The organism is Lactobacillus huangpiensis (assembly GCF_019972815.1).
In the GTDB taxonomy this organism is placed as follows: domain Bacteria; phylum Bacillota; class Bacilli; order Lactobacillales; family Lactobacillaceae; genus Lactobacillus; species Lactobacillus huangpiensis.
Genome location: NZ_BPPA01000002.1, coordinates 21,105 through 42,282, shown reverse-complemented (window position 1 = coordinate 42,282; position 21,178 = coordinate 21,105). Strand labels below are relative to the sequence as shown.

The 21,178-nt window shown below is 36.4% G+C and carries 20 protein-coding genes, 1 tRNA gene and 1 riboswitch; of the genes, 6 read left to right on the top strand and 15 right to left on the bottom strand.

Going from position 1 to position 21,178, the window contains the following annotated elements; translation table 11 throughout:
• Positions 1–11: 11 nt before the first annotated feature.
• The 10 genes from purR to trpS all read right to left on the bottom strand — a co-directional run bounded on the left by purR (position 12) and on the right by trpS (position 10,679).
• A complete protein-coding gene (gene purR, locus LDM90_RS02085; RefSeq protein WP_034978006.1) occupies positions 12–842 on the bottom strand; it encodes a pur operon repressor in 831 nt (276 codons plus the stop codon).
• A 122-nt stretch (positions 843–964) separates the two neighbouring features.
• Positions 965–1,210 carry a Veg family protein gene (locus tag LDM90_RS02080; RefSeq protein WP_034978009.1) on the bottom strand — a complete coding sequence of 82 codons (246 nt, stop codon included), beginning with the start codon at positions 1,208–1,210 and terminating at the stop codon, positions 965–967.
• A gap of 84 nt (positions 1,211–1,294) precedes the next feature.
• Positions 1,295–2,188: a 16S rRNA (adenine(1518)-N(6)/adenine(1519)-N(6))-dimethyltransferase RsmA gene (gene rsmA / locus LDM90_RS02075; protein ID WP_223896334.1), complete on the bottom strand. Its 894-nt coding sequence runs from the start codon at positions 2,186–2,188 to the stop codon at positions 1,295–1,297.
• The gene (gene rnmV / locus LDM90_RS02070) at positions 2,178–2,744 is read right to left on the bottom strand and encodes a ribonuclease M5 (protein WP_223896333.1); all 567 of its coding nucleotides are present in this window, start codon (positions 2,742–2,744) and stop codon (positions 2,178–2,180) included. Before rnmV ends, rsmA begins: the two co-directional genes overlap by 11 nt.
• On the bottom strand, positions 2,731–3,498 hold the full coding sequence (locus LDM90_RS02065; RefSeq protein ID WP_223896332.1) for a TatD family hydrolase: 768 nt from the start codon (positions 3,496–3,498) through the stop codon (positions 2,731–2,733). Before LDM90_RS02065 ends, rnmV begins: the two co-directional genes overlap by 14 nt.
• Positions 3,498–5,474, bottom strand: coding sequence for a methionine--tRNA ligase (metG, locus tag LDM90_RS02060; protein WP_223896331.1), 1,977 nt, complete (start codon positions 5,472–5,474; stop codon positions 3,498–3,500). Before metG ends, LDM90_RS02065 begins: the two co-directional genes overlap by 1 nt.
• A gap of 111 nt (positions 5,475–5,585) precedes the next feature.
• Positions 5,586–8,276: a magnesium-translocating P-type ATPase gene (gene mgtA, locus LDM90_RS02055; protein WP_223896330.1), complete on the bottom strand. Its 2,691-nt coding sequence runs from the start codon at positions 8,274–8,276 to the stop codon at positions 5,586–5,588.
• 87 nt (positions 8,277–8,363) lie between these two features.
• Positions 8,364–8,529: riboswitch (M-box (ykoK) riboswitch) on the bottom strand.
• A gap of 57 nt (positions 8,530–8,586) precedes the next feature.
• Positions 8,587–9,246: a TPM domain-containing protein gene (locus LDM90_RS02050; protein ID WP_373307157.1), complete on the bottom strand. Its 660-nt coding sequence runs from the start codon at positions 9,244–9,246 to the stop codon at positions 8,587–8,589.
• Positions 9,176–9,655 (bottom strand): deoxycytidylate deaminase, encoded by a 480-nt coding sequence (locus tag LDM90_RS02045; RefSeq protein WP_034978027.1) that lies wholly within the window; start codon positions 9,653–9,655, stop codon positions 9,176–9,178. The genes LDM90_RS02050 and LDM90_RS02045 overlap by 71 nt, the downstream gene beginning before the upstream one ends.
• Positions 9,656–9,659: 4 nt before the next feature.
• Entirely contained in the window at positions 9,660–10,679 is a 1,020-nt protein-coding gene (gene trpS / locus LDM90_RS02040; RefSeq protein WP_223896475.1) for a tryptophan--tRNA ligase, read from the bottom strand.
• A 96-nt stretch (positions 10,680–10,775) separates the two neighbouring features.
• On the opposite strand from trpS, the gene LDM90_RS02035 reads away from it, so the two are divergent.
• The 3 genes from LDM90_RS02035 to LDM90_RS02025 all read left to right on the top strand — a co-directional run bounded on the left by LDM90_RS02035 (position 10,776) and on the right by LDM90_RS02025 (position 13,947).
• Positions 10,776–11,381 (top strand): SOS response-associated peptidase family protein, encoded by a 606-nt coding sequence (locus LDM90_RS02035; RefSeq protein WP_223896329.1) that lies wholly within the window; start codon positions 10,776–10,778, stop codon positions 11,379–11,381.
• 185 nt (positions 11,382–11,566) lie between these two features.
• A tRNA-Gly gene (locus tag LDM90_RS02030) sits at positions 11,567–11,637 on the top strand.
• A 234-nt stretch (positions 11,638–11,871) separates the two neighbouring features.
• Entirely contained in the window at positions 11,872–13,947 is a 2,076-nt protein-coding gene (locus LDM90_RS02025; protein WP_223896328.1) for a BspA family leucine-rich repeat surface protein, read from the top strand.
• Positions 13,948–14,012: 65 nt separating this feature from the next.
• Here LDM90_RS02025 and LDM90_RS02020 read toward each other — a convergent pair whose 3' ends face one another.
• The 4 genes from LDM90_RS02020 to greA all read right to left on the bottom strand — a co-directional run bounded on the left by LDM90_RS02020 (position 14,013) and on the right by greA (position 16,966).
• On the bottom strand, positions 14,013–14,675 hold the full coding sequence (locus LDM90_RS02020; protein WP_034978033.1) for a CPBP family intramembrane glutamic endopeptidase: 663 nt from the start codon (positions 14,673–14,675) through the stop codon (positions 14,013–14,015).
• Between the two features lie 88 nt (positions 14,676–14,763).
• Positions 14,764–15,120, bottom strand: coding sequence for a hypothetical protein (locus LDM90_RS02015; protein WP_198212879.1), 357 nt, complete (start codon positions 15,118–15,120; stop codon positions 14,764–14,766).
• Entirely contained in the window at positions 15,113–16,426 is a 1,314-nt protein-coding gene (locus LDM90_RS02010; RefSeq protein WP_198212877.1) for a Y-family DNA polymerase, read from the bottom strand. Before LDM90_RS02010 ends, LDM90_RS02015 begins: the two co-directional genes overlap by 8 nt.
• Before the next feature lie 78 nt (positions 16,427–16,504).
• Entirely contained in the window at positions 16,505–16,966 is a 462-nt protein-coding gene (greA, locus tag LDM90_RS02005) for a transcription elongation factor GreA (RefSeq protein ID WP_034978035.1), read from the bottom strand.
• 208 nt (positions 16,967–17,174) lie between these two features.
• Between greA and LDM90_RS02000 the strand changes: the two genes are divergently transcribed.
• The 3 genes from LDM90_RS02000 to LDM90_RS01990 all read left to right on the top strand — a co-directional run bounded on the left by LDM90_RS02000 (position 17,175) and on the right by LDM90_RS01990 (position 20,160).
• A complete protein-coding gene (locus LDM90_RS02000) occupies positions 17,175–17,597 on the top strand; it encodes an Hsp20/alpha crystallin family protein (protein ID WP_034978036.1) in 423 nt (140 codons plus the stop codon).
• Positions 17,598–18,139: 542 nt separating this feature from the next.
• Complete coding sequence (locus LDM90_RS01995; protein WP_187154256.1) at positions 18,140–18,751, top strand: PH domain-containing protein; 612 nt, start codon at positions 18,140–18,142, stop codon at positions 18,749–18,751.
• A gap of 92 nt (positions 18,752–18,843) precedes the next feature.
• Positions 18,844–20,160 (top strand): C1 family peptidase, encoded by a 1,317-nt coding sequence (locus tag LDM90_RS01990; protein ID WP_034978038.1) that lies wholly within the window; start codon positions 18,844–18,846, stop codon positions 20,158–20,160.
• A gap of 73 nt (positions 20,161–20,233) precedes the next feature.
• Here LDM90_RS01990 and LDM90_RS01985 read toward each other — a convergent pair whose 3' ends face one another.
• Positions 20,234–21,172, bottom strand: coding sequence for a nucleoside hydrolase (locus LDM90_RS01985; RefSeq protein ID WP_223896327.1), 939 nt, complete (start codon positions 21,170–21,172; stop codon positions 20,234–20,236).
• Positions 21,173–21,178: the final 6 nt, after the last annotated feature.

The following is a 21,178-nucleotide window of genomic DNA, read 5'->3' as shown; positions in this document are numbered from 1 at the left end:
CATCTTATAAACTAAAAGCGGTCAAAATCGGTGTGCGCAATTAACGAACCTGGCTCTGCCACAATGACTTTCTTCTTGTCGTCAATTCTTTTGATTTTTACTAAAGAAAGATGGCCCTCAATTAATTTAACATCATCAAAATCTGCTTCACATAAAACGCAAACACCAGCAATATTACCATTAAATTCTCTAACTAATTGCTGCATTCCTGTTAAAGTACCGCCGGCCATCATATAGTCATCTATCAGCAAAACATTAGAATTTTCTTTTAACACTCTAGTTGGCAATTCCATTTTAGAAACACGATCAAGTGAAGAAGAAATATAGTTTACTGAAACCGTTGCACCTTCTGTGACTTTTGAACGCTTACGTGCAATGATAAATGGCACATTTAAATAGCGTGCAACTGCCTGTGCTAAAGCGATACCCTTAGTTTCAATAGTCATTACAACATCAATGTCAGAATATGCATACCTGGTAGCAATTAATTTACCTATCTTGTCTAAGTCTTGCGGATTACCAATGATATCGGACAGGTAAACGAAACCTCCCGCTAAAATACGGTCAGGATCTTCAATACGACTGGCCAATTCATTTAAATATTTCTGAGCATGCTTTTTACCCCAAAAAGGAATATAGCGCACACCACCGGCCGCACCTGCTACAGTTTCTAAAATACCATCTTGATTATTTGCTAAAGTGTGTTTCAAAATGGCAAGGTCTTCCGAGATCGAAGACTTTGCTGCACCATATCTTTTTGCAAAAAATGGCAGCGGAATTAAGTCATGTGGTCGTTCCATCAAATATTTAGTCATGTCAACTAATCTCTCTGAACGTTTCATAGAATTACCCTCCTATTGTTTGTCTTTTGCCAGTTACTACTATACACTTAACCATAAAAAAAGGCACTAACATTTTACCAAATGTTAATGCCAAAAAGTATTATTTGGATATCGCTGTAGTTTTACTGTACAGCGTTATCAAATTTTAATGTAATGTTTTTGGTTAACAAATCCGTATAACTATAAGAAACATGTTCAAAATTGTTTGAATCTTGGTCTAGATCAACTACAAAAACTGCGGGAAAAGTATTCTTTAAAATTCCACGTCTTTTTGTAACTTTCTTACGTCCGGCTCTTGCAACTACAGTCAACGAATCACCCAAATGTGAATCCAGCTTACTCTTAATGGTCATAATAGATGTTGGCAATGAAAACAACTCCTTTGGAGTGAATTATACCACTTTATTATTATTTTTTCAATTCTTTTTAAAAACAACCACAGAATATTTTCGTCAATTTTTAACTGGCACACTTGCAGCAATTTGGACAAATTGCTTAAGAGTCAGCTGTTCGGGACGAACTCGGGAATCGACACCTAACGACTTAATTAAATGTGTTCGATCTTCATTGTTCGGTATGAGTGCTTTCAAATTGTTATTTAATGTTTTCCGCCTTTGTGCAAAGCACATCTTAACTACCCAATTAAAGTGCTTAGAATCATTTATATCGATTTTACTTTCTTCGGGCAAAGGTGTTAAAACCACAACACTAGAGTCAACTTTTGGTCTTGGAATAAAGGAAGAACTTTTTACAGTCATAAATGACTTAACGGCCATTTCTGTTTGAACAGCGATTGTTAAAGGTCCATATTCTTTTGTTCCTGAATGAGCACTTAAACGATCTGCCACTTCTTTTTGCATCATCAGCGTCAGACTGGCAAATTCTAATTCAGAATTGTTAAGGAAGAAAATAATTGGCGTTGTGATGTAATAAGGCAAATTCGCTACAACTTTGACCGGTTTGCTTAAATCAAAAAAGCCTTTCAAATCTTGCTTAAAATCAGCCTTCAGTATGTCCTTTATCTTCAATTTAAAACGTTGATCTAAAGGATAACCGTTTATTTTTTTTGGTAGTTCATTTTGTAATACTTCTAAAAGATTTTCATCAACTTCATAAGCAAAAACCTTAGCGCCGGCATCCAGCAATTTCTCAGTTAAGGAGCCAATTCCAGGACCGATTTCAATTACTTGGTCATCGGGTTTAATTGCTGCCGCTTTGACAATACCATGAAGAGCGTCCAGGTCTACTAAAAAATTCTGACCCAGGCTCTTTTTAACTTTCATAAAATAGCGATTAATAATTGCCTGAGTTCTAACAGGGGAACCAATGGGAATCTCACTGCTCATCTTGTACCTCCTCAACTGCTTGTTTAAGTTCAGAAAGTGAAATACCAAAAGTTTGTAAACGGTGATAAAACTGCTTACCATTTCCATAACCAATGCGCAGTTTATTGCCAACTTTTTCACGTATTTTGCGTGAATTAGGGCCACTTGCTAAACCCAATTTTTGATACTTTTCTCTTGTTAAATCAGTATTTGGCACCTTTTTTTCATGTAAATCACTCAGAGCTTTTTTTAAAGCCTCTTTTGATGCATGTTCAACGCCAAGGGAACCTTTTTTATGAGGCTCTCCCTCTTTACGAGTAATAAAAGCCTGTTTAGCTGTTGGTACTGCCTGAGTCACCAGACGTCTTATTCGCTCACCATTTAAATCAGGATCAGTCAAAACAATAATTTCTCTTTTGCATGCCAATTCCTGCAGTTCCGCAAGTACAGTTTCAGGAACATCTGAACCATTGGTTTCAATTGTTTCAATACCTGGGAAAAATTGCTTAAGCCGAATTGTATCGTCTTTTCCCTCAACGACTACGACGGCATCAAAATGTTTTTTAGTTAAGTCCATAGACCCTCATTGTATTTGCATATGTTGCCTGAGCAACCTCATCTAGCGGAAGACCTTTTAATTCAGCAATTGCACGTGCCACATAATAAACATTACCCGGTTCATTTTGCCTGCCGCGGTATGGTTTAGGAGTGAGATAAGGTGCATCAGTTTCAACCAATAACCGTTCTAAAGGAGTTTTTTGAGCTGCTTCATGTACCTCCACGGCTTTAGTAAAGGAAACAACCCCAGAATAAGAAAAATATACATTCAAATCTAAGAATTTGGTTAGCCATGAAATGTTACCGTTAAAACTATGCAAAATTGCACCATATTCCAAATTGCTGTTTTTTAGTATTTCGTAGCAATCGCTAAAAGCGTCCCTAGTGTGAATATCAACAGGCTTTTTTAATTCATGTGCCAGTTCAACCTGTCTTGAAAAAACTTCCCGTTGCTTTGCTCTTGGAGATTCATCCCAATAATAATCAAGGCCTACTTCACCTAAGGCAACCACACCAGGCAGTTGTAACTGCTCGATCAATAAATCTTCTGCTTTTTGGTCATAATCTTTGGCAACATCAGGGCAGTAGCCGACCATAGCATAAACTTGAGTAAAACGCTGACTTAAATCAATCGCACGCTTGTTAAAATCAGGATCCTGCCCTGCACAAATTAATTTGGTCACACCCAGTTTTTGCGCACGTTCAAGATAAAATTCTTCTTTACCGCGAAACGGCTCATCTTGTAAATGGGTATGGTTATCAATTAACTCCATTAACTTAGTTGTGCCCCGACTTCATGTTCGTCACCAACTAAAGCTAATTTTACTTTACCATTTTTCTCACTGGACAAAAGCATACCCTGACTTAAATGACCCAGCATCTTACGTGGCTTAAGATTAGTTACGGCCAAAACTTTTCTGCCAAGTAATTCACTGGCATTAGGATAATATTGCCGAATACCACTTAAAATCTGTCTTTCATCGCCATTGCCAAAGTCCATTTGGAATTGCAACAGTTTCTTAGACCCTTGAACAGGCTCAACAGATAAAATTTTGCCAACTTGAATTTTTACCTTAGCGAAAGCGTCAATTGAAATTTCCTTATCTTTACCTTGTTCATTGCGGCTTTCTTTCTTTGGCTTAGCTTTAGCCATCTCATCTTGAATGTATTTAATTTCTTCTTTAGGCTCAACTCTTGGGAAAATCGGTTTTGGATCAGAAATAACATTAGTACCCCAAGCACATGCACCAAATTCAAATTTCTTTTCTTCATCGTTCTTCCAATCAAGACCTAATTGTCTGAACATTTCAACTGGAGTTCTGGTCATAATTGGAGCAATCAACAAAGCAATAATTCTCAAACTTTCTGCTAAGTTTGACATTACACGAGTTAAGTCAGCTGTTTTGCCTTCCTTATTCAAATTCCAAGGCATAGTTTCATCAATATACTTATTAGCACGATTAATAAACTTCCAAATATCCTCGATTGCCTGAGTAAAATGCAGAGTATCCATTTCTTTTTTGTAGCTGGCAATGACGTCTGCTGCAGTTTGGGCTAAATCCTTACCCAAGTCATCCTGCTCTTGCGCAACGGGTTCAACTTTTCCATTTTGATACTGATTGATCATTGAAACAGTTCTGTTAAGCAAGTTGCCTAAATCATTGGCCAAGTCATAGTTAACCCGTTCAACAAAGTCTTCTGGAGTAAAGACACCATCAGAACCAAACGGCAAGGCCCGCATCAAGTAGTAACGCAGTGCGTCCACGCCATAACGGTTAATAATAGATTCAGGATAAACAGCGTTGCCTTTTGATTTGGACATCTTGCCGTCTTTCATTAAAACCCAGCCGTGACCAATAACATGCTTAGGTAATGGTAATCCCAAGGCCATCAGCATAATTGGCCAGTAAATAGTGTGGAAGCGCACAATTTCTTTACCTACCAGATGAACATCTGCAGGCCAGTATTTCTTAAATAGCGAATCATCATCCGAACCATATCCCAGAGCTGTAATATAGTTAGATAAGGCATCAATCCAAACATAAACAACGTGCTTAGGATCACTTGGAACAGGGATACCCCAGGAAACAGTGGTTCTAGTAACTGAAAGGTCCTCAAGACCTGGCTTTAAGAAGTTGTTGACCATTTCCTTTTCACGAGTGTGAGGAAGAATAAAATCAGGGTGATCTTGATAATATTGATAAAGTCTATCAGCATATTTACTCATCTTAAAAAAGTATGAAGGCTCTTTAACAAGCTGCACTTCATGACCTGATGGAGCCTTACCACCAATCACATTGCCATCATCGTCTTTATAAACTTCAGCCAATTGCGATTCTGTAAAGTACTCTTCGTCTTCTACGGAATACCAGCCAGTATACTCACCAAGGTAGATATCCCCCTGTTTTAGCAGCTGTTCAAATATTTTTTGGACGCCTTTTACATGCTCTTTGTCAGTAGTACGAATAAATTTATCATAAGAAATATCAAGGCTTTTCCACAACTTTTTATAAATAACTACCATTTTATCTACAAATTCTTGCGGTTTAACTCCCTGCTTCTCAGCTTTCTGCTCAATTTTTAACCCATGCTCATCAGTACCGGTTAAAAAGAAGGTGTCGTATCCTTGACTACGCTTGTAGCGTGCCATTACATCTGCAGCGATAGTAGTATACGCATTACCAATAGTCAATCGGCCAGATGGATAGTAAATTGGTGTTGTGATATAAAAAGTTTTTTTATCAGCCATATTCATTTTCTCCTTAATTTTTGTTTAATTATATTATACTACACCAATAAAAAAGCGAATTCCTTACGGAGTCCTCTTTTTTAGTAGATATTTAGCATTTTACGCTTATTTTTAGATTAAAAATTTTTCACTCTTTAAATAGAAATGCTTGATAACTGTAGTCAGTAAAATATATAGAACAAGTATACCAAATACTACCCACATGAATTCAATTGGCATCTTGCCAAAACCCAGTTTTGTTGCTAAAAATGAAAATGGGATCAATGTTCCAATTACTCCAGCTCCAAATGTGGCTAAAGTTACTCCTGGTGCAGCATGCTGTTTAATAAACGGCAAACGTGGATCACGCAAAGCATGAATAACCATTTCCTGGGTCCAAAGTGATTCAATAAACCAACCAGTATGGAAAAGTGCCACAAATGCTACTTTTTGTGTTGCTCCAAGTGCGCTGTAATTTCCACCTGTTAATTGGGGACAAATCACAAAGAATAATAGGGCAAATGTCAAAATATCAAAAACAGATGAAGTTGGGCCAAAATAAAACATGAATTTAGGCAATTTTTTAGTTGACCAGGTTCGTGGCTCTTTTAAAAACTTATCAGACATATCATCAAATGGCAGTGCGAGGCAACTGGTTCCATAAAGTAAATCAAGAACTAACAGCTGCAATGGGAGCATTGGCAGAAATGGCAGGAAAGAAGAGGCTACCATAATTGACAAGATATTACCAAAATTGGAAGAAAGAGTAATCTTAATGTACTTCATAGTATTGCCAAATACCTTGCGTCCAATTCTAACGCCAGCTTCCAAAACATTTAAGTCCTTATGCAGCAAAATAATATCAGCAGATTCCTTGGCAATATCCACGGCTGTATCAACAGAAATTGAAACATCTGCTGCTTTCATTGCAGGCGCATCATTAATGCCGTCTCCCATATAACCAACAGTATGGCCATTTTTCTTTAACAAGTTAATGATTTTAGTTTTATCTTCTGGTGATAATTTGACAAAAATGTTGCACTCTTCCACCATTTTAGCTAATTCTTCGGGCTTCTTTCCCTCCAGATCTGCACCTGTATAAACTGTATCAACATTTAAACCAACTTGTAAGCCCACAGTTCTGGTAACAGCTTCATTATCTCCTGTTAAAATTTTAACGTTAATTCCGTCATACTTTAGACGAGCTAAAGCATCTTTAGCACTTTCTTTAGGCGGATCAAGAAAGGCCAGATAGCCGCATAAAATAAGATCATTTTCATCTTTGACGGAAAATTCTCCAACAGGAGCAGGATTACGCTTGTATCCCAGCATGATAACCCGCAAGCCGTCATCATTCATGTCGTTAACTTTAGCCATTACTTTTTGTTTTCGCTCAGCTGTTAAAGGTAAAATTTGACCGTCAACTTCAAGCTTGGTAGCAACTGCCATCATTTCTTCTGAAGCACCCTTTGTTACTAACAGGTGCTCACCATGTTGCTCATCAGAGTTTTCCACCACGACACTCATGCGCCTTCTGGAAAAATCAAACGGAATTTCATCAATTTTATTGTAATCACGCTGAATTTCACTAATATCCAATTCATCGCCGGCAGCTTCAATTATTGCTTTATCAATTAGATTTTTCATTCCGGTTTGATAATTAGAATTGAGGTAGCCTAATTCCAAAATACGCGGGTTTTCCTGCAAATTTAAATCATAGTGGCGTTCCAAAACCACTTTATCCTGCGTTAATGTTCCGGTCTTGTCCGTACACAAAATATCAGCAGAGCCAAAGTTTTGAATTGAATTCATCTTTTTGACAATTGTGCCTTTTTTTGACATTTCAATTGATCCCTTAACCAGGTTAGTAGTAACAATTACCGGCAGCATTTCGGGAGTTAAACCCACAGCTGTAGCAATTGAGAAAATTAGCGCATTAACCCAGTCACCTTTGGTGATGCCATTAATGATAAAAACCAACGGAGCAATGATTGCGGTCATAATAATCAATAACTTGGAAACATTTTTGATGCCAATGTCAAATGTTGTATTTTTGACATCGTTATGTGAGATATCATGAGCCAGTTTGCCGAACATTGTTCTTTCACCTGTAGCAAAGACAATTCCCAAACCTGAACCTGAAACAATTGTTGTTCCTTCATATAAAATGTTGGGATAATCTAAATAATCACGGTCTGCACCAATTTTCGGCTTTGAAGTTGCAATTTTTTCTACTGGATTTGATTCACCATTTAAAGAACTTGATGAACAAAAGAGGTCTTTGCTTGTTAGAAGTCGCATATCGGCTGGTACCATATCTCCAGCTGCTAAGCGGATTACATCGCCTACCACTACTTCACTGGTATCAATTTCCTGGTCTTTGCCGTCACGAATAATGTCAGTTGTGACAGAAACCATTTTAAGCAAAGAGTCAACAGCATTTGATGATCTGACGTTTTGCACAAAACTGGTAACACCAGAGATTAAAACCATCGTGACCATTATTGCAACGGTAGTCAAATCCTTTTCAACAGCCGGCACAAAAATATAGTCAGTAAACAAAGACAATGTTGCCAAAACCAATAAAACTAATGTAAAAGGCGTAATAAAAGCTTCAGCTAAAAAACGTAACTTAGAGTTATGTTTATTTGAAGCAATTGTATTTGAACCGTATTCTTCTCTATTTTTTTCTGCCTGCTTGCTAGTTAATCCATTACTGCTCGCATGTAGTCTCGCTAAAGTCTCTGATCTGCTTTCCTTGGCTATTGCCTTTACCAATGCCAAATCTTTGTTGCTGGTTGTACCACTTGGCTTTTTCAGCATTATCCCCACTCCTCATCACAGAACTAACTCAAACAAACTAAAAAAGGGGCGCCCATGCTAACCGCTTGGCGCACCTTTTCAACAGGTATATTATACTCATCGTTCAGTTTTAACACTACGTGACGTAAGCCTTGCAACTAGCCATCTGGTTTTCGCCTTATATCGACGATAACTATTTGACCCGTTGGCATCTCTGGATGTTTCCGGGCGATAGCATTTGTTCACGTAGGAGTCTCACCTAACAGTTTATTTGTTTCTTATTTAATTGCATTGTGAGTGTAATACATAACATATGATAAAGTCAATATTTTTACCTTTTTTTTACGTTCAAATTGTTTTTAAAGAAATAAATCAACCCACCAATTAATAACGCAAGCGCCAAAGCTATAGGCAAGGCCAGCCTGTGAGGATGAGAAAGCTGTGCCCGCTCATCACTTGATAAATCATACTTATCAAGTGAATACTGGTAACGTTGATCAATAGTTGTTGCACATGCTCTAAACACAAAGCGTAAGCCTTCATTAAATTTCTTTTTATTAGTGCTGCGTAATTTATCAGATTGAGAACGAATTATATTGCCGCGAACATCAGCAGAAAATGCACTATGCAGATCTTTACTGGAAAATATCTGCACATTACGTTTTTTATTTTTAGTGCCAACAACAATAAAAACCGTCCGTTTATACTTGTTTAACTTAGCCGGTGTCAAGTGATCAACCCGATTCACTGTTTTCACAATGATTTTGGGTTGCTCACTAGTCTGAAAATATCGATCATTTTTTGCTAAAATTAATTTGCTGGTTTCGCGTTCAAGCAGATTACTGTTATCTTTAATGTTAGAACTTGAAAAACCAGTCATCGTTAGAAAAATGCCAATAAAGGCCGTGAGCAAAGCAAACTTAGTTTTCAGCGTCTTCCAGTTTATGGGCCAATTGCTCCACATATTGTCGATCGATTTTAATTTGTTCATAAGGAACCCCGCAGTCTTTAAAAAGTTTAATCGCAAGTGGACTGTCATTATAGTCGAAGTAATAATTAATTCTTTTAACTCCAGCCTGCACTAATGCCTTAGCACAATTATAACAGGGAAAGTGTGTGACATAAATTTCTGTGTCATCGGTTGAAACGCCGTTACGTGCACATTGGATCAGTGAATTCATTTCAGAATGAATAGTACGTACGCAGTGCCCGTCAACCAGTTGATGACCAACATCATCACAATGAGGCTGTCCCGTAACAGATCCGTTATAGCCTGTACCAATGATACGATTCTTTTTCACTAAAACACTACCTACTAGTGCCCGATCACATGTCGAACGCTGAGCAATTACTAAGGCCTGCATCATAAAGTACTGCTTCCAGGGAATTCGCTTACGCATTTTTTTACCTCTTAAAATAATTCAAACCGATTGCATCCCTTACCTCTTGTAAGGTTTGGTTAGCTACCTCGTTTGCTTTCTTGGAGCCCTCAATTAACATATCATAGACAGCAGATGTATTCTGTTCATATTTAGAGCGTCGCTCGCGTATTGGAGCCAACTCCTTTTCCAATACCGTATTTAAATAACGCTTAATTTTCACGTCACCCAGGCCGCCATTTTGGTAATCTTCTTTTAATTGCGCTACCTTATCCTTGTCAGGATCAAAAATATCAAGGTAGGTAAAGACAGTGTTACCCTCAACTTTGCCTGGATCTTCAACATGAATGTGCTGGGGATCAGTATACATTGACATTACTTTTTGTTCAACGGTTTTGGCATCGTCAGAAAGATAAATAGCATTATTTAAGGATTTGGACATTTTGGCATTGCCATCTAAGCCGGGTAAGCGTCCTTCGCCTTTTTCCGGGAAGTAGCCTTGAGGTTCTACTAATACATTGCAGTTATAAACACGGTTAAAAGTACGAACTATTTCACGCGCCTGCTCTAGCATTGGCTCCTGATCATCCCCGACTGGTACCAAAGTCGCTTTGAAAGCTGTGATGTCAGCCGCCTGTGAAACCGGATAATTTAAAAAGCCGACAGGAATGGAATCGTTAAATCCTTTTTGCTTGATTTCGGCCTTAACTGTTGGATTGCGTTCCAGGCGACTAACAGTGACCAAGTCCATATAATAGGCCGTTAATTCAAACAAGGCAGGTATTTGTGATTGAATAAAAACTGTAGAAATTTCAGGATTTATGCCAACTGCCAAGTAGTCCAGTGCTACTTGAGTTAAACTTTTTTGAATTTTTTCAGGATTACGCGCATTATCAGTTAATGCTTGTGTATCAGCTATCATGATAAATGGATGATATTCGCCTGAATTTTGTAATTTGACCCTGTTTTTTAACGAGCCAATATAATGTCCCACATGTAATTTCCCTGTTGGGCGGTCACCTGTAAGGATAACTTTCTTTTTCATCATACTTTACCTTCCTTAAATAATTAAAATCTTTTTAATGTGATAATTATATTAATTCTACCAAAAATCGTGCAATGATTAAACATGGAGGAAAAAATGTGCAATCAATTTCAACTGCCAAGTCTAGCAGAAATTAAAAAATACTTAGTAAATGACTTAAATTTACCTCTAGTAGAACCGGCAAGCAATTTGCCTCAAAATCAGAGCGTTTTTCCTAAAAGTCTCGCTCTCGTTTTGGTTTATGCTGATAACCAGTTGCAGCTGCTGCCCAAATCATGGGGTTATCCCAGTCCGTATGATCAAAACAAAGTCATATTTAATGCGCGAATTGAACGCTTTTTTGAAGAAAAAAGGTCAATGTGGGACTCTTCTTTTGCCAGATCTCGTTGTATTATTGTTGCCAGCCAATTTTTTGAATCAGGGCATAATACTTATTCCGCCGAAAATGGTCATACTTACCATGAACGCTTCAGTTTCAAGAATACAAACGGTGCATTAACACTAATTGCTGGAATTTATCAAAATGATCATTTTTCAATGGTTACTACTCAGCCAAATAGGACTTACGCTGAAATTCATAACAGGATGCCTTTAGTTATCCAGGCTGCTGAATTGCGCCAGTGGCTATTTCAGAACTTTTCATCTTTAGTTGATCGCAGCCAGTTAAGTCTTGATTCTGTTAAGCTACCACCTAAAAAGTAACAACATTATTTCCAAGTTAATTCAAATAGCTTCTCACTCCTATTCATTATTACGCAAATTTATTCTGAAACTCTTAAAAAATGACGCTACTTTAAGAAATTTTTCCTTCTCCTAGCAGCTACTTGTAAAGTTTTAAAAACAAAACTTGGTTTCGAAAACGAAACATGATAAACTGTTTGAGTAATGCGGGTATAGTTTAATGGTAAAATGTTAGCTTCCCAAGCTGAAGATGCGGGTTCGATTCACGCTATCCGCTTAAATAAAAAAGCAATGGCTTTAATAGCTGTTGCTTTTTTTGTTTATCAAATTATTAATTTAAGGCCATTATATCTGTTTTGTTTATATAATATTTAAATATACTATAAACATATATTAATTTAATTTTATATATTTATAATTAATTTAGTGTTAATATAAATTTAGGTATTGTTTTTAAAATTAATGTCAGTTTTGTTCTGGTTTTAATTTTGAAAGGTCAAAAGGTATAATAATGAATTCAAAATTTAATTTACACGGCAGAGAAAAATTAATATTAACCAGTGTCGTTACAGCAACTCTGGGTTTAATTGCTATGAATCCTGCTGTCATTAAAGCTGATACTGCAGTAGCTAAACCCTTGACTACAAAAAGAGAAGCAATTAATAAGCACAAAAGCAAGCGGAAAATATTTTATCAAAATAATAACAGTTTAAAAGTTAAGGACACAGTCAATAATACTAATAGTTTTGTTTCTAATAATACAGACGTTAACCCATTAAAAAGAGTTGTTAATGCTAGCGCAAATTCTAATCCTACTATTAATACTGCAGAACAACTTCAGCCATCAAATTTTCGAAGCATAAAAGATGCACAAAATTCCTCAGCAGGAACTATATCAGTGAAGGAAGATGACCCTGAATCAATAATGATTGGTGATTGGGACGGATTAAAAGTAACGCTTGATACAGATGCACGTGTATGCACTATTTCAGGTGGTACAATTACTGATCCTGATCAACTTATTCCCTATATTCCCAATACATTCGGACTCGCTGAAACATTAAAGTTTGATGGTCCGTTGAAAATTATTGGTAAAGCAAACGGGATATTTTCTGGCCTTGCTTACACGACTAAAATTGAAGGTTTAGAAAATATTGATACATCTCAAGTTACCAATATGAGTCAAATGTTTAGTGGATGTGAGAAGTTAAAACAACTTGATTTAAGCAGTTTTGACACCAGAAACGTTAGGAATATGTACGCAATGTTTCAAAATTGTAAAAGCCTTACCAGCTTATCCCTTAAAAACTTTGATACGACCTCAGTGAATGAAATGACTAACATGTTTAATAATTGCACCAACCTATCCAGTTTAGATCTTAGCAGCTTTAATACTTCTCAAGTCAAGAGTATGTTTAGCATGTTTGGCTATTGTACTAGTCTTTCCAGCCTAGATATTAAAAATTTTGATACTGCTAAAGTGCTTGAAATGACAGCTATGTTTAGCAATTGTACTAACTTAAAGACTTTGGATATCAGCAATTTCAATACGCTTTCTGCAAAGAAAAGTTATATGCTAGCCGGAGCTTCTAATTTGAATACTTTAATTTTAGGACCAAATTGTTCTCTTAAAAATACTGCACTAGATAGACCTGGTTTTTGGCTAAATGTTGGTAGTGGCACTATGGAACATCCTGAAGGCAGCAAACATTGGACATCCAAAGAATTAATGTCCAAATATACAGGTGAACAAGATCATGATACTTATGTTAGAACAAATTCTGCAGTCATAGAACACTTTCTGGATGAATCAGGAAAAAACATTGCTCCGGATAATGCTCTAACTGGAAACAGTGGCGATCCATATTCCAGTAGTTCTAAAGACATTAATGGCTATATTTTAAAAACTAGTCCGGCAAACACCAAAGGAACTTTTTCTGACCAAATCCAAGAGGTTACTTATGTTTATGCTAAGAAACCGAGACAAACAGGATCCCACTATATTGGAGAAGGAGTCGTTACAGTTCACTATCAAGATGAAACCGGCCAGCAGCTTGCTCCTGATCAGGTTCTAAACGGTAATGTCGGAGATGGTTATCTTACGCAAGAAGTAAAATTGACTGGCTATAATTTGACCCAAAGACCAAATAATGCCACTGGTTTCTATACTGATAGGCCACAGAGTGTTACCTATATTTATTCGAAAAACGTCACAAACTGGACTGCAGTGAGGAGAACAGTTTTTCATAATTCCTATCTGTACGACCAAAATGGCAGTCGTAAAACTGGCGAATACTTTACGGGCAAGACTATTTGGACTTATGGCACTAAAGTTATTCAGGGCAAGAAGTATTACGATTTAGGTCAGAACAACTATGTTAAAGCTACTAACGTCTCAGGTGTTAAGCGCAAGCTCCGGCGCAACAGCTATGTTTACAGTAAAGCGGCTAAAAAACTGCAACGCCGGCAGCGAAAAGCCTTAAAGAAAGGGCAAAAAGTTAGAACTTATGGCGCAGCCGTTAAGATCCAGCAGAAGCTATATTATATCGTAGGGAAAAACCAATACGTCAAAAAGAGTGACTTTTAATAGATATTACAAGTAAAAAATAAGAGTTAGGAAATTTTTCCTGACTCTTATTTTAATTTCAATACTTAAGTCATAATCATTAGGAGAACCCCATTTAAAATTGCTAAATAGATCGGCATCCATAAGGTTTGCGTATAAAGGTATGACCAAGCAAAAAGTGCTCCAAAAATTATATTAATTAATAATAGTGGCAGTGAGTTTTGCCAATTAAGTAAACTAAACAGAATCCCTGAAGTCAATATTCCTAGAATTGCAGTTAAAACAGTATTGCTCCTAAAAGCATAATTGAATAAAAAACCGGTAATTAAAAATTCTTGTAGTATTGGTAAAACGATACCAATTGCAACTACTAAAAACCAGTAGGTTACTGTTGCTTCATGATGCAAATATGCAATTTGAAAATTATATAATTTAAGTCTGCCGTAGGATTGCAACCAGGAAACACTGATACGCAATGCTGTTACCACAGCAGTCAAACCAATGATCAAGCCAAAATTGCTAAGCCAAGATCCCGCGAAACTACGATCAAAAAAGCGTTGTTCCCTATTAAAGCGATAAATAAAAAACAGTGAAACCATTAATGAGATAGTTGCAAATAAAATTAGATCCCAAATATGAATTGGTGAATTAGCAGTAACTAACTTAATCACCCCGGCAACCATCAAATAGCTAATAAAATAAATAAGATAGCGTATTATGTTGCCTTGCCTTGATGCTGGTGTATTCACAAAAATTACCTCTATACTATTATGTACCTTACAAGTTCCATATTATAGCAAAAAAAGATATCTATATAAAATATCAAGGTAATTTTTCTTAATCTACACTGATATTATTTATATCTTCTAAAGCAATTTTTTGTCCGTCAACAATAATGCCGTCTTCACTATAACCATTGACAAAGCCGCAGATATCAGCTGGTAATTGATTATCACTGTTCATAACTTTAACCTGCAGATGTACCATGCGGTGATTGCCATATGCTTTAAGCAGCTGCAAGCTAATTTCTTCTATACCCATAGTATCTTTAACGGGATGCTTCACGCTGCGCTTTTGTTTATCTTTATTAATTGCCATAGTATGATCGCTCAAAAAGAAACCCTGCCACTTTTTCATTTTGCGATCTTGGTAATTCTTAAAAAAGTCTTGAACTACTTTATCAAAATCATTCATATGCATTTCCACCATTATGTCCACCAACTAAACTGCTGCGCCTTATTGCCGTAGCGCCCTTAGACAAACTTGAGGCTTTGACTAAACTGGTAAAACCATATTTTTTCCTGATTTTGTCAACAGTTATATTTATAGTACGTTTTTTTATCTGTTCAGTGGCCGAAACAAAAAAAGTTAATTGCTGGCAATTATCAGGTTCTAAGCGACTACAATTGACTCCTAAGGCTCGGACCGTTTCTCCATGCCAGTTTTTACGGAAAAGAGCCAGTATTTCTTCAACTAATAAATCATTATCATTAGTAGGGCAAATTTTTTGCTGCACATTAAAGCCCTTGCGACTGCCATCTTGTTCGTACTTAGAAAAGCCAACAAACAAGCAGATACAGCCTGCTTGTAAACGGTGTGCCCTTATTCTGGCACCCACCTGCTCGCCAATTTCACGTAAAACTATTTCTATTTCTCGCTGATTCGTATAATCACGGTTTAAAATCTGTGAATTGCCGTAATTTTTCATTATGGGAAAATATTTTTCACTAATAATGCTGCGATCAACTCCCCAGCTAATCGCAAATAGCTGTTCGCCAATCACGCCAAACTCATTTTTTAAAATTGCCGGATCAGTATGAGCCAATTCATACATATTATTAATATGCAGATGGCGCAAACGGGCAGCTATTCTTTTGCCAATTCCCCAAACATCTTCCATGTCTTTAATTTGCCAAATAGTATCAGGTACATCAATATAATGCCAATAATCAATCATCGAACACCGGTGTTTAGCAGAAATGTCCATGGCTAGTTTAGCTAGCAGTGGATTCTCTCCAATTCCGCAAGTAGTATAAAGTCCAATTTTTGATTTAATTTCTATTTGAATTTTGCGTGCTACCAGATACGGATCATCGCCAAACAAACGCCATGACTTGGTCATATCAATCATACTTTCGTCAATAGAATAGATATGGATATCCTCATCAGCAGCATACTTTTGAAAAATTTCCAATACCTGCATGCTGCGTTTGATATATAAATTCATATGGGGTTCTACCAAAATCAAGTCCGGTGCTTCTTTTTTCGTGGGTAAATCACGTACCCGCATGACGTTAGTCAACCCATATTTCTTCTTCGCTAATGGTGAGGCCGCCATAATTAGCCCCGAGCCGTAATTTGTATGTGGCTGATGCGAAACAACTGCTAACACAGCTTTCATTGGGTTTAGACCTAATTGAAGTGCCTCACAACTAGCAAAGAATGATTTGTTATCAATCATAAAAATTAATCGGTGTGGTTCATAACGGTAATCATACATTGCTTTCACTTCCTATTGCAAACTCATGTTCGCTAAAATAAATTATACAAACACCAGTTCGAATAATCAAGTGAAAAATTATTCAATTGCTTCAATCGTTACCTGATATTCCCCTGCCGGAGCCTCTACTTTAACAGTTTTGCCAACTTTCTTTTTCATGATAGCCTGACCTAATGGCGAGTCGAAAGCTATTTTACCAGCACTGATATCTGCCTCCATTCGTCCAACAACTTGGTAAATCTCAGTTTCTGCATCATCATCAAATTTTAATGTGACCGTTTTGCCCAGATCTACCTTGCCGTCAGCTGTTTTTTCAATAATTTCTGCATATTTCAACTGCTTTTCCAAATAGCGCAAACGACTCTGAAGGTGTCCTAAATCACGTTTTGCCTCTGTATATTCAGTATTTTCAGACAAGTCACCCAAAGAGCGTGCTTCCTGCAAAATTTTAATTCTTCTAGGTCTATCCTTTTTCAAATCAGCAATCTCATCTTTAATTTTTTGATAGCCTTGAGGCGTCATTTTTTGATAATAAACCAAAATATTCTCTCCTAATTTTTTCTTTTCAATATTATCCACAAGCTATAATTACTGTTATGGAGGTTTTAGTTTTTATAAATTAGCACTCTAAAAATAATAGTGCTAAATATTTCCTTTTTATGAATCTGCATACTATAATAATAATTGTAAGGAAGAAATGAAAGTCTTCTGTTACAAATATATAAATTTTGAAAGGAAGTTTTTTACTATGGCAAATGATATGATGAATCGGCACAATGATTTATTCGATGCGATGAACGATTGGTTTGATCTTCCAAGAAAATTTTTCGATGATAATGAAGTAGCAAAATTAATGCAATCAGATGTTGTTGAAAACGACAAAGAATATGTAATCAAAGTTGACATGCCTGGAATGGACAAGGATAAAATTCACCTAAATTACAATAATGGTATTTTAAGTGTATCAGGTTCAAGAAAGTCATTTAAAGATATGTCCAAGGATAACAGCATTATTCACCGTGAAAGAAGTGAAGGTCACATTTCACGCAGCTTCAGATTACCAAACGTAGTTGCAAGTGATATTCATGCCAAATACGATAACGGTGTATTGACAATTACCCTGCCAAAGCAACAAGCTGGCGCAAGCGATAACTCAATCCAAATTGACTAATTGTCTTCAAATTATCAAAGTATATTAACTCACTGAAATAACAGAAAGTCTATTTAAACTTGTCTGAACCGTTTTTAAAATAAAACATGTCAGAAGCACCAAAATAAGCTATCCAGATCAAAGTCTGGATAGCTTATTTTGTTTCCAGTTGCTTTTTAGATTTTTCTTTAGCAACAGATTAAGTAATAAAGTTTTGAGACTATATTTCGTTTAAAATTTCAGGATTATTAACAGAACCTATCATTTTAAATATTATTTTTGCATTTCCATCTATAGGTTCTTTTATATAGTATTTAAAATTCGCAAAGACAATTGATATCTATTTGCAATAGTTTTAATCTAAATCAGTAAAATTTAATATTTAAAATTTTGCACCTTTGTTATTGTTAATACTAGGACTGCTAAAGTTTAGGCTTAACTCTTTCTTCTACTCTTTTTCCAATTTCAAGATTATTAGTCATTAATCTCAAATAATAGCTGACCAGTCCACCACAGCCAGTGACGATAAACCTAGGACAATTTTTCCTTAGGAGGAGTATAAATTGAGCAAAAATAATGACATATACATAGAAAATCGAGCTTCGAGCGCTGCTAAAAAAATAAATAAATTGAACATACCAGATGAAATTAAAAAACAATTAATTGATAAGAAAGTTTTTGATTTTTGGTTTAACAATAAAGAATTAAGAGCCCTGTCAGATAATATTGATATTGCAGGCGGTGAGAGTATCCAGTATGCAGCTAGTGGCAATTACGATAATCATACTGCACTGATAATTTGTACAAACATGCGTGTAATGATAATTAATAAGAACATGTTTATTGGGGGAGATTTTACAGATATACCACTTAATATGATTAATGGTGTATCAATAAAAACGCGACTTTTCTTATCTGACATTCAAATAACTAATGGAGCAACAAATATTTTTCTTAACGATTTAGATAAAACTGCTGCACCAATTTTAGCAGATACTATTAAAAGCATGTCAAAGAATTACCAACAAAGTATTCAAAATGTTCCAGTACAAAATACAACAGATAATACTCAAGATATGATCGCAGAATTAAAGCAATTAAAAGAGTTAGTTGATGAGGGGATATTGACTGAAGAAGAATTTTCGGCTAAGAAGAAACAAGTTTTAGGATTATAAAACCAAAGCGTGGTCAGCTATTGAACTCGTTTTTCTTTTAGATTAAAATATAAGGTAATTTAAAAATAGATTAAAAAAGGAGAATATATATTATGGCTCACAAACTAACTGTTCAAGAACTAGAAGAGTTTGCGAAAAACTTTAATGAAAAGCCGCAAAATCAAGTTGTGGCACGAGCTGCTCAAAAAAGCGGTGTTTTTGCAGCATCTTACAATGAACGTGTTCAAGGCGAATTGACTCGGGTATTTTCAACAGAGCTGGATACTGAAAATGTTACTAACCAGCGCCAGTCAGGTCGTTGCTGGGAATTTGCCACCTTAAATATTTTACGACATTATTTTGGCAAAAAATATCACTGCAAGAATTTTACTTTCTCACAAAGTTACAACTTTTTCTGGGACAAAGTTGAACGGGCAAATATTTTTTATGACAATATTTTAGATACTGCTGATGAACCACTTGATTCCCGTACCGTAAAAGCATATTTAGACAGTGCTGGCGGAGACGGGGGTCAATTCCACATGGGTGCCGCTTTAATTGAAAAATACGGTGTTGTGCCTTCCTATGCAATGCCTGAAAGTTTTAATACCAATAACACAGCTGGTTTAGGTAAAGCTTTGGGCGATAAACTGAAAAAAGACGCTCTGGTTTTACGCAAATTAAAGCAAGACGGTAAAGATGATGAAATAGAAAAAGCCCGTAAGAAGTTCTTAAGTGAAATTTACCAAATAACAGCAATTGCAGTTGGAGAACCACCTAAGAAATTTGACTTGGAATACCGTGATGATGACAAGAAATATCATTTGGACAAAGATTTAACTCCACTAGAATTTTTGCATAAATACATGGGCGATGTTGACTTTAATGATTACGTTGTATTGTCTAATGCACCAGATCATGAGTATGATAAATTATATGGGCTGCCATTTGAAGATAACGTTGAAGGATCATACCGCATCAAATTCTTGAATGTCCCAATGGAATACTTGGAAACTGCGGCTGTTAACCAATTAAAAGATGGTGAAGCTGTTTGGTTTGGTAATGATGTTGGTGAACAAAGCGATCGTAAAAAGGGATATCTTGACAGCGACTTATATAAACTAAGTGATCTCTTTGGTGTTGACCTCAAGATGTCCAAAGCTGACCGCTTGCGTACCGGTGCCGGCGCTTCAACTCACGCTATGGCTTTTGTTGGTGTTGATGAAGATGGTGGCCATGTGCGTCAATGGAAAGTTGAAAATTCCTGGGGCGAAAAGAACGGTGACAAGGGTTTCTTTGTTATGAACAATGATTGGTTCAATGACTATGTTTATGAAGTTGTTGTCCACAAAAAGTACTTGACACCAGAACAAGTAGCTATTGCTGAGGGTCCAATTACAGACTTACCAGCTTGGGATTCACTAGCTTAAGCGAATTTATAACTAATAGAAAAAGACGAAATTCAAAAACGAATTTCATCTTTTTTATATTACAAATAATTATTTACTTGCCACGTAATAATAGCTCATCAAATTTTTTAAAGAATAAATCTTTATTTGCTTTAGTTACCAAAGTAATTTCGCGTCCGTTAGGATCATCTTCCATTCGTCCTGCAGCCAATCCCTGTGTAACCACCTTTACCTTGTGCTTTTCAGTGGCCAAAACGACTTCCGGATAAAGAGCACTAATTGTCGTTAATACATCCCAAAAATAAAGTTGCGAGCTTGGAATTGGGGGATTAACCAACAGACAATAGCCTTGCGCAACCAAGTCTACAGCTGGATGTTCACGCAAACTGGCCCAATGCATTCTTAATTCATCAGTTAATGGTAATTCTTCACTACTTTCAAGGCCGATAATTTGCATAGGAATATTTGATTTCAGAACCCTATCAACAGCAAACGGATCCCAAAAGGCATTCCATTCTTGCGTACCATCAACATTAACCTGAACAACATTACCATGACCATCAAGAGAGCCGCCCATCCAGTATAGCTGCTCAATTTTATCCGCCATTTTGGGATTAGTATCCAGCGCACGAGCCAAATCGGTTAAAGGTCCCGTCATAACTAACGTGACAGGTTGCTTTGCTGCCAAAATTTTTTCAGCCATGTCTAAATGAGCCGGTTTTACTGCCATTTTAGTAATCATTTTCCCAGATTCGTTTAATAACGGCAAATAATTAAATGAATATGCCGCTTTACGCCAGGCTTCGGGAAACTGATTGACAGCTCTTGAATCTGATTTGGCAACTTCTAATTGATCGCCTCTTAAGTTAAACCGGTCTGTCATCTTTCGACACACCTCAACAGCTGGGTCAACGTAACCATCCGCATCAATTGCACCAACACCTAGTAATTTAATCTCTGGTGCTTGCAAGAGTAACAAATATGATACTAAATCATCAATATTACCGTCATGATTAAAATAAATTTCTTTCATTATTCT